Source organism: Streptomyces sp. NPDC019224 (assembly GCF_040632605.1).
GTDB lineage: Bacteria > Actinomycetota > Actinomycetes > Streptomycetales > Streptomycetaceae > Streptomyces.
The window spans coordinates 157,133-170,984 of record NZ_JBEYCF010000003.1 but is presented as its reverse complement, the minus strand read 5'-3'; the positions used below and the strand labels follow the sequence as shown (position 1 = coordinate 170,984).

The 13,852-nt window shown below is 73.7% G+C and carries 17 protein-coding genes; 2 read left to right on the top strand and 15 right to left on the bottom strand.

Annotation, left to right across the window (positions count from 1 at the left end; translation table 11 throughout):
- Positions 1-74: 74 nt before the first annotated feature.
- Positions 75-1,700, bottom strand: a complete 1,626-nt coding sequence (groL, locus tag ABZ564_RS03435; RefSeq protein ID WP_360848708.1) for a chaperonin GroEL — start codon at positions 1,698-1,700, stop codon at positions 75-77.
- Positions 1,701-1,803: 103 nt separating this feature from the next.
- Complete coding sequence (gene groES / locus ABZ564_RS03430) at positions 1,804-2,112, bottom strand: co-chaperone GroES (RefSeq protein WP_018101172.1); 309 nt, start codon at positions 2,110-2,112, stop codon at positions 1,804-1,806.
- A 307-nt stretch (positions 2,113-2,419) separates the two neighbouring features.
- On the opposite strand from groES, the gene ABZ564_RS03425 reads away from it, so the two are divergent.
- The gene (locus ABZ564_RS03425; RefSeq protein WP_360848705.1) at positions 2,420-2,875 is read left to right on the top strand and encodes a DUF6234 family protein; all 456 of its coding nucleotides are present in this window, start codon (positions 2,420-2,422) and stop codon (positions 2,873-2,875) included.
- Here the strand turns inward: ABZ564_RS03425 and ABZ564_RS03420 are convergent.
- The 6 genes from ABZ564_RS03420 to tsaB all read right to left on the bottom strand — a co-directional run bounded on the left by ABZ564_RS03420 (position 2,866) and on the right by tsaB (position 7,072).
- Positions 2,866-3,825 carry a polysaccharide deacetylase family protein gene (locus tag ABZ564_RS03420; RefSeq protein WP_360848899.1) on the bottom strand — a complete coding sequence of 320 codons (960 nt, stop codon included), beginning with the start codon at positions 3,823-3,825 and terminating at the stop codon, positions 2,866-2,868. The genes ABZ564_RS03425 and ABZ564_RS03420 overlap by 10 nt on opposite strands.
- Positions 3,826-3,995: 170 nt before the next feature.
- Positions 3,996-4,466 (bottom strand): VOC family protein, encoded by a 471-nt coding sequence (locus ABZ564_RS03415; protein WP_360848702.1) that lies wholly within the window; start codon positions 4,464-4,466, stop codon positions 3,996-3,998.
- Positions 4,467-4,549: 83 nt separating this feature from the next.
- Positions 4,550-4,822, bottom strand: a complete 273-nt coding sequence (locus tag ABZ564_RS03410) for a hypothetical protein (protein WP_360848699.1) — start codon at positions 4,820-4,822, stop codon at positions 4,550-4,552.
- Positions 4,819-5,925, bottom strand: a complete 1,107-nt coding sequence (gene tsaD / locus ABZ564_RS03405; RefSeq protein WP_360848696.1) for a tRNA (adenosine(37)-N6)-threonylcarbamoyltransferase complex transferase subunit TsaD — start codon at positions 5,923-5,925, stop codon at positions 4,819-4,821. Before tsaD ends, ABZ564_RS03410 begins: the two co-directional genes overlap by 4 nt.
- Positions 5,925-6,428 carry a ribosomal protein S18-alanine N-acetyltransferase gene (gene rimI / locus ABZ564_RS03400; protein WP_360848693.1) on the bottom strand — a complete coding sequence of 168 codons (504 nt, stop codon included), beginning with the start codon at positions 6,426-6,428 and terminating at the stop codon, positions 5,925-5,927. Before rimI ends, tsaD begins: the two co-directional genes overlap by 1 nt.
- Positions 6,425-7,072: a tRNA (adenosine(37)-N6)-threonylcarbamoyltransferase complex dimerization subunit type 1 TsaB gene (tsaB, locus tag ABZ564_RS03395; protein ID WP_360848897.1), complete on the bottom strand. Its 648-nt coding sequence runs from the start codon at positions 7,070-7,072 to the stop codon at positions 6,425-6,427. Before tsaB ends, rimI begins: the two co-directional genes overlap by 4 nt.
- 206 nt (positions 7,073-7,278) lie before the next feature.
- Between tsaB and ABZ564_RS03390 the strand changes: the two genes are divergently transcribed.
- On the top strand, positions 7,279-7,818 hold the full coding sequence (locus ABZ564_RS03390; RefSeq protein WP_360848894.1) for a hypothetical protein: 540 nt from the start codon (positions 7,279-7,281) through the stop codon (positions 7,816-7,818).
- Positions 7,819-8,010: 192 nt separating this feature from the next.
- Here the strand turns inward: ABZ564_RS03390 and ABZ564_RS03385 are convergent, their stop codons facing one another.
- The 7 genes from ABZ564_RS03385 to ABZ564_RS03355 form a co-directional block, all read right to left on the bottom strand.
- Entirely contained in the window at positions 8,011-8,217 is a 207-nt protein-coding gene (locus tag ABZ564_RS03385; RefSeq protein WP_360848689.1) for a hypothetical protein, read from the bottom strand.
- A gap of 118 nt (positions 8,218-8,335) precedes the next feature.
- On the bottom strand, positions 8,336-8,887 hold the full coding sequence (gene tsaE / locus ABZ564_RS03380; RefSeq protein WP_360848686.1) for a tRNA (adenosine(37)-N6)-threonylcarbamoyltransferase complex ATPase subunit type 1 TsaE: 552 nt from the start codon (positions 8,885-8,887) through the stop codon (positions 8,336-8,338).
- Positions 8,856-10,097 (bottom strand): alpha/beta hydrolase, encoded by a 1,242-nt coding sequence (locus ABZ564_RS03375; RefSeq protein ID WP_360848683.1) that lies wholly within the window; start codon positions 10,095-10,097, stop codon positions 8,856-8,858. The genes tsaE and ABZ564_RS03375 overlap by 32 nt, the downstream gene beginning before the upstream one ends.
- 99 nt (positions 10,098-10,196) lie before the next feature.
- On the bottom strand, positions 10,197-11,366 hold the full coding sequence (gene alr, locus ABZ564_RS03370; protein WP_360848680.1) for an alanine racemase: 1,170 nt from the start codon (positions 11,364-11,366) through the stop codon (positions 10,197-10,199).
- Between the two features lie 52 nt (positions 11,367-11,418).
- Entirely contained in the window at positions 11,419-11,805 is a 387-nt protein-coding gene (locus tag ABZ564_RS03365; protein ID WP_360848677.1) for a DUF488 family protein, read from the bottom strand.
- A gap of 43 nt (positions 11,806-11,848) precedes the next feature.
- A complete protein-coding gene (locus ABZ564_RS03360; RefSeq protein WP_360848674.1) occupies positions 11,849-13,315 on the bottom strand; it encodes an NAD(P)H-hydrate dehydratase in 1,467 nt (488 codons plus the stop codon).
- A 145-nt stretch (positions 13,316-13,460) separates the two neighbouring features.
- Complete coding sequence (locus ABZ564_RS03355; protein ID WP_360848671.1) at positions 13,461-13,832, bottom strand: holo-ACP synthase; 372 nt, start codon at positions 13,830-13,832, stop codon at positions 13,461-13,463.
- Between the last annotated feature and the right edge of the window lie 20 nt (positions 13,833-13,852).

Here is a 13,852-nt window from a genome sequence, read left to right as displayed (position 1 = left end):
GTCCGCGCAACGCGAAGGCCCGGTCCCCCGCGCGGGGGACCGGGCCTTCACCGCTTCACGCGGTCAGCCGTGCGTCAGTGGGAGTGACCGTGGCCGTGGCCGCCGGCCTCCGGCTCCTCATCGGCCGGCTTCTCGACGACCAGGGTCTCGGTCGTGAGCAGCAGCGACGCGATGGACGCGGCGTTCTCCAGGGCGGAGCGGGTGACCTTGACCGGGTCGATGACGCCGGCCTTCACCAGGTCGCCGTACTCGCCGGTCGCGGCGTTGAAGCCCTGGCCCTTGTCGAGCTCGGCGACCTTCGAGGTGATGACGTAGCCCTCGAGGCCGGCGTTCTCGGCGATCCAGCGCAGCGGCTCGACGGCGGCGCGGCGGACGACCGCGACACCGGTGGCCTCGTCGCCGGTCTTGCCGAGGTTGCCCTCCAGGACCTTGACGGCGTGGACGAGGGAGGAGCCACCACCGGAGACGATGCCCTCCTCGACCGCGGCGCGGGTCGCGGAGATGGCGTCCTCCAGACGGTGCTTCTTCTCCTTGAGCTCGACCTCGGTGGCGGCACCGACGCGGATCACGCAGACACCGCCGGCCAGCTTCGCCAGGCGCTCCTGGAGCTTCTCGCGGTCCCAGTCGGAGTCCGTGGCGTCGATCTCGGCCTTGATCTGGTTGACGCGGCCGGCGACCTCGTCGGCCTTGCCGCCGCCGTCGACGATGGTGGTGTCGTCCTTGGAGACGGTCACGCGGCGGGCGGTGCCCAGCACGTCCAGACCGGCCTGGTCGAGCTTGAGGCCGACCTCCTCGGCGATGACGGTCGCACCGGTGAGGGTGGCGATGTCGCCGAGCATGGCCTTGCGGCGGTCACCGAAGCCCGGCGCCTTGACGGCGACGGCGTTGAACGTGCCGCGGATCTTGTTGACGACCAGGGTCGACAGGGCCTCGCCCTCGACGTCCTCGGCGATGATCAGCAGCGGCTTGGAGCCACCGGCCTGGATGACCTTCTCCAGGAGCGGCAGCAGCTCCTGGATCGAGCCGATCTTGCCCTGGTGGATCAGGATGTACGGGTCGTCGAGGACGGCCTCCATACGCTCCTGGTCGGTCACCATGTACGGGGACAGGTAGCCCTTGTCGAAGGCCATGCCCTCGGTGAAGTCGAGGTCCAGACCGAAGGTGTTGGACTCCTCGACGGTGATGACACCGTCCTTGCCGACCTTGTCCATGGCGTCCGCGATGAGCTCGCCGACCTGGGCGTCCTGCGCGGAGAGCGCGGCGACGGCGGCGATGTCGGACTTGTCGTCGATCGGGCGGGCGGTCGCGAGGAGCTCCTCGGACACGGCCTTGACCGCGGCGTCGATGCCCTTCTTCAGGGCGGCCGGGGAGGCGCCGGCGGCGACGTTGCGCAGACCCTCGCGGACGAGCGCCTGGGCGAGGACGGTGGCGGTGGTCGTGCCGTCACCGGCCACGTCGTTGGTCTTGGTCGCCACCTCCTTCACCAGCTGGGCGCCGAGGTTCTCGTACGGGTCGTCCAGCTCGACCTCGCGCGCGATGGTGACACCGTCGTTGGTGATGGTGGGGGCACCGAACTTCTTGTCGATGACGACGTTGCGGCCCTTGGGGCCGATCGTCACCTTCACCGTGTCGGCAAGCTTGTTGACGCCGCGCTCGAGGGCGCGACGGGCGTCCTCGTCGAACTTCAGGATCTTCGCCATGGAGCTGAACTGTCCTCTCAAAACAAGAACTGCGCCCCTGCCGCCCGGCTAGTCATTTCGCACAGGGGGCCAGGGGCGCAGAACAGAAGCAAACGTGGGTGAATTACTTCTCGATGATCGCGAGCACGTCGCGGGCCGAGAGGACGAGGTACTCCTCGCCGTTGTACTTCACCTCGGTGCCGCCGTACTTGCTGTACAGCACGACATCGCCGGTCTTGACGTCGAGCGGCAGGCGCTCGCCGTTCTCGAAGCGGCCCGGGCCCACGGCCAGGACGACGCCCTCCTGGGGCTTCTCCTTGGCGGTGTCCGGAATAACCAGGCCGGAGGCCGTGGTCTGCTCGGCGTCGAGCGGCTGGACCACGATGCGGTCCTCGAGCGGCTTGATCGCAACCTTGGAGCTGGCGGTCGACACGATCCGGTCTCCCCCTTCGGAGATCTCACGGGGTTTAACAGTCTTTGGGATGGCGACCAGGTGGGCCCGTCGTCGCGGGTGCCGGACCTGCCGGTCGCACAGTACTGCTGGCACTCTCCAGTGGGGAGTGCCAGCACTGAGACTATGACCGCGATTAGCACTCGGTCAAGCGGAGTGCCAATTCCCGCCCCTCATGGCGTACGCGGGACCTCCGGCCCGTACGGCTGCGGCTGCGGCTGCGCAACGTTCCGGACACCGTAGGGACAACACGGGGCCCGCCCGGTCCGTTCCGGTGGACGGTGGTGGCATGCGCATACGGATCTCCGGCACGGACCGCCCGGCCCCCTCGCGTCCGGGGGCGGTACTGACCGGCTGCCTCGACGTGGTGCTCGGCCTGCTGCTCATCGCCCTGGAGGCGGTGCTCTGCGCGGTCTTCGTGTACGTGTACGCGGGCTCCGAACCCCGGCCCCCGAACCCGGACACGGCGGAGGCCGGACCGTCCGGGATGGACTGGTCCGGCACTCTCGTCCTCGCCACCGGCACGGCGGTGGCCTGCCTGATCGGGATGGTGCTGCTGCGCCACGGGCTGCCGATCGCGGGCGTCATCCAGCTGATCGGCGCGTTCCTGCTGTGCGTCCTGACCCTGATGACCTGGCACAACGCCCCCGGCGAGGCGGACTCCGCGCCCGGGGCCACCCGCGTGTGCGCCCCGGCGGGCAGGAGCGCACCGGCCGGCGGCGGGTGCGCCCTTCCCTACACGTAGTCCTCCAGGCGGGCCACGGCGTACCCCTTGTCCGTGACGACCTTCATGACGGACCGGATCAGGTCGGGCATGCTGCCCTTCCATTCCTCCTTGCCGCGGAAGTGGGTGAGGATGATGTCGCCGGGGTGCAGGTCCTGGTCCTCCCCGCGCCACTCCATGCGGTCGGGGAACGCCTCCGCCTCCCACAGGGGCACGGCGGTGATGCCGCAGGACTTGGCGATCTTCAGGGTGTCGGTGTTGTAGTTGCCGTACGGCGGCCGGAAGATCCGGGGCCGCTTGCCGAACTGCTGCTCGATGACGTCCTGCTGGCCGCAGATCTCGTGCTTCTGCTCCTCGTAGGACAGGCCCGGCAGGTAGCGGTGGTTGAGCGTGTGGTTGTGGAGCGCGACCCCGCGGGCCTGGGCGTCCTTGAAGTACGTGTAGTCGTCGCGCACCAGGTAGTCGCTGAGGAAGGCGCTGTACGGGATGTTCAGCTCCGACATCATCTTCAGCAGCTCGGGGTCCTTGTCACCCCCGTCGTCCATCGTCAGGAAGACGACCTTGTCCTTGGTGGGGACCCTGGTGAAGACCGGCGGCAGCGAGTCGTCCTGACCCTCGACCTCGAAGCCCTTACGGGTCGTGAGGTGCGGCTTCTTCGCGGGCGGGACGGGCGCCGCGAGCGGCGGGCCCGCCAGGCCCCACTTCTTCGCGGCGACCGCGCGGGCGGCCTGGGCGAGCTTCGCCTTCTCCGCCTGCGCCGCGCGGGTGCCCAGCGCCCCGGCCACCGGCTCCGCCGGCCCGCCTTCCCGACCCGCCTGGGGCTTCGCGCCCCGGGCCGCGCCCGGGTCTCCGTCCCCGGCCGCACAACCCGACGCCGCGGCGGCGACCAGGAGCGCGGCCAGCACCGCGCAACCCGGCCGGCGCCGCGGGCGGCCGCGCCCCCGCCGCACCCGCTGCCACCCGCCCGTCAACGCACCCGGCTCGCGACCATTCATGGTCATTTTTTCCTTTTGTCGTACTGGCTGCATGGCGCCGGATCCTGCCAGTACGAACAAGGGCCGCGGCCCCGACACCGCCACCCGGGGCCGCACGCTCCCCCGGGTGGCGCACAGGGACGGGGCCGAACAGGGCCGCGCGGGTCTCAGGCGTTGCGCAGGGCCTCGACGTCCAGGCGCCTCATGCCGAGCATCGCCTTCATCGCGCGGGCGGCCTTCTCCGGGTCCGGGTCGGTCAGGGCGTCATCGAGGCCCGGCGGGACGATCTGCCAGGAGAGGCCGTACTTGTCCTTGAGCCAGCCGCACTGGCTCTCCTGGCCGCCGTCGGAGGTGAGCGTGTCCCACAGCCGGTCCGCCTCCTCCTGCGAGTCGCACTCCACGGAGAGCGAGACGGCCTCGGTGAAGGGGAACTCGGGCCCGCCGTCGAACGCGACGTACTCCGCGCCGTCCAGCTGGAACCGCACGGTCATCGCCTTGCCCTCCTCGCCGGGGGAGGCGGCGGTCCAGCGGGTGACGTCGAGGACGCGCGAGTCGCCGCCGATGACGGAGACGTAGTAGTCGGCGGCTTCCTCGATCCGGTCCTTCTCGAACCACAGGAACGTGGTGACCTTCTGCATGGCCCTCTCCTCACATACGGGGACAAAGTGTCGTGAAGGGTAGACCGCGCGAGCGCCCCGGACTCATCGCCCCGCCGGGGCCTTCAGGCAGGGCCCAGCGACTCGAAGCGCCAGCGGTGCACCGCCCGGGTGACCAGGTCCGCGTCCGGCTCGGGCAGCTCCGGCAGCTCGTCGGCGTGACCGCCCTGCCACCAGGTGATGACCAGGACCCGGTCCTGCGGGGCGCGCAGCAGCTCGCTGCGGAGCGGGGAGCCGGGCAGCTCGGCGGCGCGGGCACGAGCCCACTCCAGGAGCTCGCCGCCCCGCCCCTCGGCGGCGCGGGCCTCCCACATCAGGGCGGTGACCGGGGCGCTCATGAGTAGAGGTTGTCCTTGCTGATCTCGTGCACGTGGTCGTGGTCGTGCGCGTGGCCGTGGGCGCCCGGGACGTGAGTCTCGGTGACCGGCAGCGAGGAGTCGGCGGACAGCTCCAGGTCGGAGGCGGGCCGGTTGCGGGCCACCATCTCGGCGCCGAGGGCGGCGACCATCGCCCCGTTGTCGGTGCACAGCTTCGGGCGGGGCACGCGCAGCCGGATGCCGGCCCGTTCGCACCGCTCCTCGGCGAGCGCGCGCAGCCGGGAGTTGGCCGCGACGCCGCCGCCGATCATCAGGTGGTCGACGCCCTCGTCCTTGCAGGCGCGGACGGCCTTGCGGGTGAGCACGTCGACGACGGCCTCCTGGAAGGACGCGGCCACGTCCCGCACCGGCACCTCCTCGCCGGCCGCCCGCTTGGCCTCGATCCAGCGGGCGACGGACGTCTTCAGGCCGGAGAAGGAGAAGTCGTACGCGGGGTCGCGCGAGCCGGTCAGACCGCGCGGGAAGGCGATGGCGGCCGGGTCTCCCTCCCTGGCGAGCCGGTCGATGACCGGGCCGCCGGGGAAGCCGAGGTCCAGCACCCGGGCGATCTTGTCGAACGCCTCGCCGGCCGCGTCGTCGATGGTCGCGCCGAGGGGCCGCACGTCGTTGGTGATGTCGGGCGCGAGCAGCAGCGAGGAGTGCCCGCCGCTGACCAGGAGCGCCATGGTGGGCTCGGGCAGCGGCCCGTGCTCCAGCTGGTCGACGCAGATGTGGGAGGCCAGGTGGTTGACCCCGTACAGCGGCTTGTTCAGCGCGTACGCGTACGCCTTGGCGGCGGAGACGCCGACGAGCAGGGCGCCCGCGAGGCCGGGTCCGGCGGTGACGGCGATGCCGTCGAGGTCCCGGGCGCTGACGCCGGCCTCCTTCAGGGCGCGCTCGATGGTGGGGACCATCGCCTCCAGGTGCGCGCGGGAGGCGATCTCCGGGACCACGCCGCCGAAGCGGGCGTGCGTCTCGACGCTGGAGGCGACGGCGTCCGCGAGGAGCGTGGTGCCCCGGACGATGCCGACGCCGGTCTCGTCGCAGGAGGTCTCGATACCGAGTACGAGGGGTTCGTCAGCCATCAGTCAGTCTCGTTTTCTTGTACGTCTTCGTGTACGTGGAGGCGCATGACGAGTGCGTCGATGTTGCCCGGCTGGTAGTAGCCGCGGCGGAAGCCGATCGGCTCGAAGCCGAAGCGTTCGTAGAGCTTCTGGGCGCGGGTGTTGTCGACGCGGACCTCCAGCAGCACCTCGGCGCACTCGAAGGCCGTGGCGTGCTTGAGCAGGTCGGTCAGCAGCTCGGAGCCGAGCCCGCCGCCCCAGTGGTCGCGGGCCACGGCGATGGTCTGCACGTCGGCGAGGTCACCGGCGGCGGCGAGGCCCGCGTACCCGACGATCCGGCCGGTGACCGGGTCCTCGGCGACCACGTAACGGCGGGTCGCCGCCGGGCCGCGCGCGTGCGCCAGCTCGGACCAGAACATGCCGGCCGACCAGGCGTCCTCCGGGAACAGCTCGTGTTCCAGGGCGAGCACCGGGTCGATGTCCCACCAGCGCATCTCGCGCAGCACCGCGGTCGTGACGGTCACTTCGGGGTGACCACCTTGTAGTTCTTCGGGACCTGCGCGTCGGGCCTGCGGAGGTAGAGCGGCTGCGGCGGCAGCAGCTCCTCACCGGCGGCGAGGCGCTCGGCCGCGAGGCCCGCCAGGGCGCCCGCCGCGAGGTGCTCGGGGCCGCGCGCGTCCGGGAAGGCGTCGGGGTAGAGCACCGCGCCCGCGCCGACGACGGGCAGGCCGGCGAGCTGCTCCGCGATGTCGGCGGGCCGGTCGACCGAGGGCCCCCCGGTCCGGGTGCGGGGGTCCTCGTACCGCGCCCAGTAGACCTCCTTGCGGCGGGCGTCCGTGGCGACGGCGAAGGGGCCTTCGAGCCCGGCCTGCCCGGCGGCGTACGCGAGGCCGTCCAGGGTGCACAGCCCGTGCACGGGCACGGAGAGCGCCGAGCCGAACGTGGCGGCCGTCACCAGGCCGACGCGCAGTCCGGTGTACGGGCCGGGGCCGGCGCCCACGACGACGTCCGTCACCGCGTCGAGTTTCACCCCGGCCTCCGCGAGGACCCGGTCGACGGCGGGCAGCAGCAGCTCCCCGTGCCTGCGGGCGTCGACCTGGGCGGACTCGGCGACGACGCGGGTCCCGTCGTGCAGGGCGACGGTGACGGCGGGGGTGGCGGTATCCATTGCGAGCAAGAGCACGCAAACAGCCTACGGCTCCGGCGCGGCCCGCCCCGCGCCCCGTACGGCGTCCCGGACCGGGCGGTCCCGGCTGCTACCGTCACCGGGTATACGCGGAGTACGTGTAAACGCTTGTACGACTTACGGTTCGCGCCTTACGGCACACGACAGCGAAAGAGGCACGCACGGTGGCAAGGGGCAGCTCGGGAATCGTGGCCGCGCTCACCGCGGCGGCCGTCGCGGTGGTCGGCTTCCTGGCCTACCAGGCCTCCGCCAACGTGCCGGACGGCCTGGCGGCGAAGCCGAAGGCGTCCAGCAGTGCCTCGGCGCCGGCCGGCAAGCACGCCGCGCCCGAGCCGAAGAAGAACCCGCTCGCCGTCCCCGCCGACTCCGGCACCGGGACGCGGGTCGTGTACGCGCTGAAGGACCGCCGGGTGTGGCTGGTGAACGCGAAGGGCAAGGCGTCGCGGACGTTCAAGGTGATGCCGGGCTCGGTGAGCGCCGTGCCGGGGAGCTACGCGGTGACCTCGCGGTCGGGCAGCGGGACGGGCTCCGACGGGGTGCCGATCGAGCACGTCGTGCGGTTCGCCGCGGTGAACGATGTGACGATCGGCTTCAGCGCCGCGCAGGACGGGGCGATGGAGGAGCCGGACCCGACGGTGAAGGCGGGCGGCGTGCGGATGTCCCGTGCGGACGGCGACGCGCTGTGGCGGTTCGCCACGGTGAGCGTGAAGGTGGTCGTCGTCCCGTAGGCCCCGGGGCGTCCTCGACCGCCGGACGGACGGGCGGGGTTCGCTGCGGGGGCCTCCTCGGCCGCCGGACGGGCGGTTCGCCGCAGGACCTCCTCGACCGCCGGACGGGCCGGGTTCCCCCGCGGAGCCTCCTCGGCCGCCGGACGGGCCGGGGTCAGCCGCGGGGCGCCCTCGGCCCCGCCGAGGACGGCCTCAATCGCCGGAACGGCTCGAGTGGGCCGCACGGCCGGACGTGTCCGCCCGGCGCGGCTTCACCGCCCGTTTCTTTTCCGCCCGCTTCTTTTCCGGCTGTGGTGCCGGGGGCGTGGAGACCGCGTTCGCCGCCGCGCCCGCGGCCAGCAGGGCAGTCATCGATACCGCCGCTCGCGGCGGCTCCGGTGTGCGCTCGGATGTCGGCATGAACGCCTCCTGGGCTCCGGTGGAAGGCGTGGTTAGGCAGACCTAACCCGCTCTCGTCCCCCATGTCACCACGCCTGCCCCGTCCCGCGCAACATTTTGCCGACACCGCGTCGGAAACTCAGCCCCAGGGCGCCCAGGACTCGTTCCGCAGCCCCGCCCAGCGCGCCCCCACGCCCACCAGTGTCACCGTGCGCCGCTCGTCGTCGGTGTCCCCGACCGCGCGGTCGATGAGCACCTGGAGGCGGTCCTCCGCCAGCTCCTCGACCTTGCCGTCGCCCCACTCGACGACGACCACGGACTCCGGCAGGGAGACGTCGAGGTCCAGGTCCTCCATCTCGTCGAGCCCGCCGCCCAGCCGGTAGGCGTCGACGTGGACCAGCGCGGGGCCCCCGGAGAGCGGGGGGTGGACGCGGGCGATCACGAAGGTGGGGGACGTCACCGCGCCCCGTACGCCCAGACCCTCGCCGAGTCCCCGGGTCAGGGTCGTCTTGCCGGCCCCCAGCTCACCGGTGAGCATCACGAGGTCGCCGGGGCGCAGCGCGGAGGCGAGCCGGCGGCCCAGGGCCTGCATCTGTTCGGGGGAGTCGACGGCCAGCTCCACGGTGACGGCGCCGGGGACGTTCTCGTACGCGGCGGCCTCAGCGGCCGCCGGGCTGTTCTGCGGTTCCATGCCCGCCAACGTTAGAGGACTCCGGTACGGCTCCGGCCCGCACCAGCAGGTCCGCGAGCCGGTCGGTCACCGTCTCGGGGTGCTCCAGCATCACCAGGTGTCCGGCGTCCGGGACGATGACCAGTTCCGCGTCCGGCAGCCGGTCCGCGATGGCCTCGCTGTGCGAGCTAGGCGTCACGAGGTCCTTGTCGCCGGCCAGGACGAGGACCGGCAGGCCGCGGAAGAGCTGCAGGGTCGCGCTCTTGTCGTGTTCCGCGAAGGCGGGGTAGAACTCCGCGACCACGTCGATCGGGGTGGACTCGATGAGCCGCTCGGCGAACCGCGCGACCGCCGGGTCCACGTCCCGCGAGCCGAACGAGTACCGCTTGATCAGCCCGGCGAACAGGTCGGCGGTGGCCCGTCGCCCCCGCTCCACCAGCTCCGCCTGCGAGCCGAGTGCCCGCAGCACCCCGGGCAGCACCCGCCGCACCGCGTTGACGCCCATGACGGGCAGCCCGAAGCTGACCTCGTTCAGCCTGCCGCTCGACGTGCCGACGAAGGCGACGGCGGCGACCCGGTCGCGGACCAGCTCCGGGTACCGGTCGGCCAGCGCCATGATCGTCATGCCGCCCATCGAGTGGCCGACGAGGACGAGCGGCCCCTCGGGGGCGGCGGCGTCGATGACGGCCTTGAGGTCGCGGCCGAGCTGGTCGATGCCGACGGGCACCCCTCCCCCGGCGCGGGCCTGGGCACGGCCCCGCTCGGAGCGGCCGTGGCTGCGCTGGTCCCAGTGGACGGTGCGCACGATCCCGCGCAGGGCGGCCCGCTGGAAGTGCCAGGAGTCCTGGCTGAGGCAGTAGCCGTGGCTGAAGACGACGGTGACCGGGGCGGGCGCCTTGCGCCCGAAGAGCCGGCGCCTGCGGGGGCCCGCACCGGCGGACTCCGGATCGGCTCCCTCGTCGGTCTCGTCGACCTCGTAGTACAGCTCGGTGCCGTCGTCGGCGGTGGCCCGGCCGGGCCGCCCGCGCAGCGAGCCGTACGGGCCGGTGGCGTCCAGGGCGAGCCGGGCGCGCTTGCGCATGCTCCGGCCGACCGTCAGCCGTTCCACCGCGACCCCGGCCGCCGCGCCGGCGGCGATCACGCCTATGGCGGCGCCGGCGATTCCCGCCCGGCGCCAGCCGGCCGCCGAAGCGGCCGTCGCCACCGCGTCACCCGTGCTGATCTCGCTCACCGTGCCGTGCTCCTCACGAATCGTTCCGGTCCGCCTCGGCCCGCACCGGGACCGTTCCGTACATGTTCAGATCGTGCCTGGTCAGGGGAGCTTTCCCGGTCAGGACCCGGCCGGGGCGTCGTCCGTCGCCGCGGCGCCCAGGTGGACGCGCGGCACCCGGCCGCCGATCCGGGTGACGATCTCGTACGCGATCGTGCCGGCGGCCTCGGCCCAGTCCTCGGCGCTCGGCTCGCCCCGGTCGCCGGGACCGAACAGCACCGCCTCGCTGCCCGCCGCGGGCTCGTCGCCGTCGAGGTCGACGACGAACTGGTCCATGGCGACCCGGCCCGCGATCGTCCGCCGCGCCCCGCCGGCCAGGATCGGGCCCCGGCCGGACGCGTGGCGCGGGATGCCGTCGGCGTAACCGAGGGGCACCAGGCCGAGCGTGGTCTCGCGGGGTGTCGTGTAGTGGTGGCCGTAGCTGATGCCGTGGCCGGCCGGGACCCGCTTGACCAGGGCGAGGGACGCGGCGAGCGTCATCACGGGGCGCAGCCCGAAGTCGGCGGGCGTGCCGAGCTCGGGGCTCGGCGAGATGCCGTACATGGCGATCCCGGTGCGCACCAGGTCGAAGTGGGACTCGGGGACGGTCAGGGTCGCCGGCGAGTTGGCGATGTGCCGCACCTCGGGCTCGACGCCGGCCTTCTCGGCGTACGCCACCATGTCGCGGAAGGTGTCCAGCTGGGCGGTGATCGAGGGGTGGCCCGGCTCGTCGGCGCAGGCGAAGTGGGACCACAGACCGGTGACGCGGACGGTGCCCGCGCGCTCGGCGGTGCGGGCGGCGGCGACCAGTTCGGGCCAGTCGGCGGGCTGGCAGCCGGCCCGGCCGAGTCCGGTGTCGGCCTTGAGGTGGATCCGGGCGGTCCGGCCCGCCGCCGCGGCCGCCCCGGTGACCTCGCGCAGCGCCCACATGCCGCTCACCGACACGTCGACGTCGGCCTCGATCGCCTCGCGCCAGGGCCCGCCCGGCGTCCAGAGCCAGCACAGCATCCGGCCGTCGAGCCCGGCCGCGCGCAGGGCCAGGGCCTCCTGCGGGGTCGCGGTGCCCAGCCAGGTGGCGCCCGCCTCCCGCGCGGCACGCGCGCAGGGCACCGCGCCGTGCCCGTAGGCGTCGGCCTTGACCACGGCCATGAGCTGCGCCCCGGCCGCCCGGGCGCGCAGAACGCGCACGTTGGCGCGGAGTGCGGCGAGGTCGATCTCGGCACGGGCTCGCAAGGACGCTGTCTCGTTCATATCGCGCCCAGTGTCTCAGAGCCGTCCGGGCGGGCCTGTCCGGCGGGGCGCCTCAGCGGTGGCGCAGCTGGTGTTCCAGGTGGTCGGCGAGGACCGGTACGTGGCTGTGCTCGACGTCCTTGACGGCCGTGACGAGCGTCACCGGGCCGCCCGCGCGGACCAGCCCGGCCAGCTCGTCGACGGCCGCCGCCTGCACCGGTCCCGCGAGTTCGGCGCGGTAGCGCTCGACGAAGGCGTCGTAGCGGGTGGCGGAGCGGTCCTCGTGGTACCGGGAGCGCAGCTCGTCCGACGGCGTGAGGTCCTTGAGCCAGCGGTCGATCGCGGCCCGCTCCCTGGGCACCCCGCGCGGCCACAGCCGGTCGACGAGGACGCGGGTGCCGTCGCCGTCCTCCGCCCCGTCCTGGACCCGGCGTACGCGCACCTCACCGCTGCTGCCCACGGCCGGTCACCTCTCGTGTGCGGATGCTCTCCCCCAGCTTCGCTCAGCCCCGGACGTCCCGCCATGCCGCGGGGATCGCGTCGGCGACGTCCAGCGCGGCGACCGGGGAGCCGTCCGCCGCGCGGCGGGCCGCGAGCCCGTGCAGATAGGCCCCGGCGGAGGCCGCGTCGCGCGGGACGAGTCCGGCGGCCAGCAGGGAGCCGGTCAGGCCGGAGAGGACGTCGCCGCTGCCGGCGGTGGCCAGCCACGGGGTGCCGGTGGGGTTGACCCGGACCGGGGTGTGCGGGGTGTCGGTGGCGATCAGGGTCGTGGAGCCCTTGAGCAGGACCGTGGCGCCGAACCGGCGGGCGAGTTCCCGTACGGCGGCGAGCCGCCCCGCCTCGACCTCCTCGCGCGCCACGCCGAGCAGCGCGGCGGCCTCCCCGGCGTGCGGGGTGAGGACGGTGGGCGCGCCCCGTCCCCGGACCACGTCCGCGTCGAGGAGCCGCAGTCCGTCCGCGTCCACCAGCACCGGCACCTCGGTGGCCAGCACGTCGGAGACGGCCTCCACGGCCTCGGTGCCGTCGCCGAGCCCGGGCCCGACGACCCACGCCTGCACCCGCCCGGCCCGGGAGGGGCGGCCCGCGTGGACCAGGGTCTCCGGATGCCGCGCGATGACCGCCTCGCCGCCGGGGCCCGCGTAGCGCACGGCCCCCGCCCCGCCGCGCAGCGCCCCGGAGACGGCGAGCACGGCGGCGCCCGGGTAGCGGGCCGATCCGGCGGCGATGCCGACGACACCGCGCCGGTACTTGTCGCTCTCGGCGGCCGGCACCGGCAGCAGCGCGGCGACGTCCGCGTACTGCAGGGCCTCCAGGTCGGGGACGGCCGGGAGTTCGGCGCCGAGCCCGATGTCGACGAGGCGCAGCGCGCCGGCCCGTTCGGCGGCCGGGTCGACGAGCAGCGCCGGCTTGTACGCCCCGAAGGTGACGGTCGCGTCCGCGCGCACCGCGTCGCCGGTCACCTCGCCGGTGTCCGCCTCGACGCCGCTGGGCAGGTCGACGGCGACGACGGGCGCGCCGTGCGCGGTGTACCGCCGGACCAGTTCGGCCGCCCCGGGCCGCAGTCCGCCGCGCCCGCCGATGCCGGTGACGGCGTCCACGACGAGGTCGACGCGCCCGGCCCGGTCCTCGTGGGCGGTGCTCTCCTCGCCGTCGACGACGCGTCCGCCCGCTGCGCGGAGGGCGGCGGTGCCGCCCTCGTGGGCGCGGCCGGCGGTGACCCGTACGGCGACCACGCCCGCGCCGCGCCGGGCGAGCCGGGCGCCGGCGTACAGGGCGTCGCCGCCGTTGGCGCCGGTGCCGACGAGGAGGACGACGCGGGAGCCGTAGACCCGGCCGCTGCGGCGCAGCAGGTCGGCGCAGGCGGCGGCGAGTCCGGCGGCGGCGCGCTGCATCAGCGCACCTTCGGGGAGCCGTTCCATGAGGGCCCGCTCGGCGGCCCGTACGGTCTCGACGCTGTAGGCGGTACGCATGCCCTCCAACGTACGCACGTTCAGCGACCCGCGCAGGCTTCACCCGTACCCGTCCGGATCAAGCCCGTCCGGCGGCAGGCCCTCTCAAGCCCGTCCGGCGGTCGAGGACGGAACCGGCCCACCGGAGCACCGCGCCCCGGACCGGTTACGCGCCCTCCGCGATCACCACCGCGGAGGCCACCCCCGCGTCGTGACTGAGCGACACGTGCCAGTGCCGGACGCCCAGTTCGGCGGCGCGGGCGGCCACCGTGCCGCTCACCCGCAGCCGGGGCTGCCCGCTGTCCTCCACGTACACCTCGGCGTCCGTCCACAGCAGCCCGGCGGGGGCGCCGAGCGCCTTGGCCAGGGCCTCCTTGGCGGCGAACCGGGCGGCCAGCGAGGCGATGCCGCGCCGCTCGCCGCTGGGCAGCAGCAGTTCCCGTTCGACGAAGAGGCGCGCCGCGAGCTGCGGTGTGCGCTCCAGCGCCGCGTCGAACCGGTCGATCTCCGCCACGTCGATCCCGACCCCGATGATCACGTATTCACCTTCACTGCTCG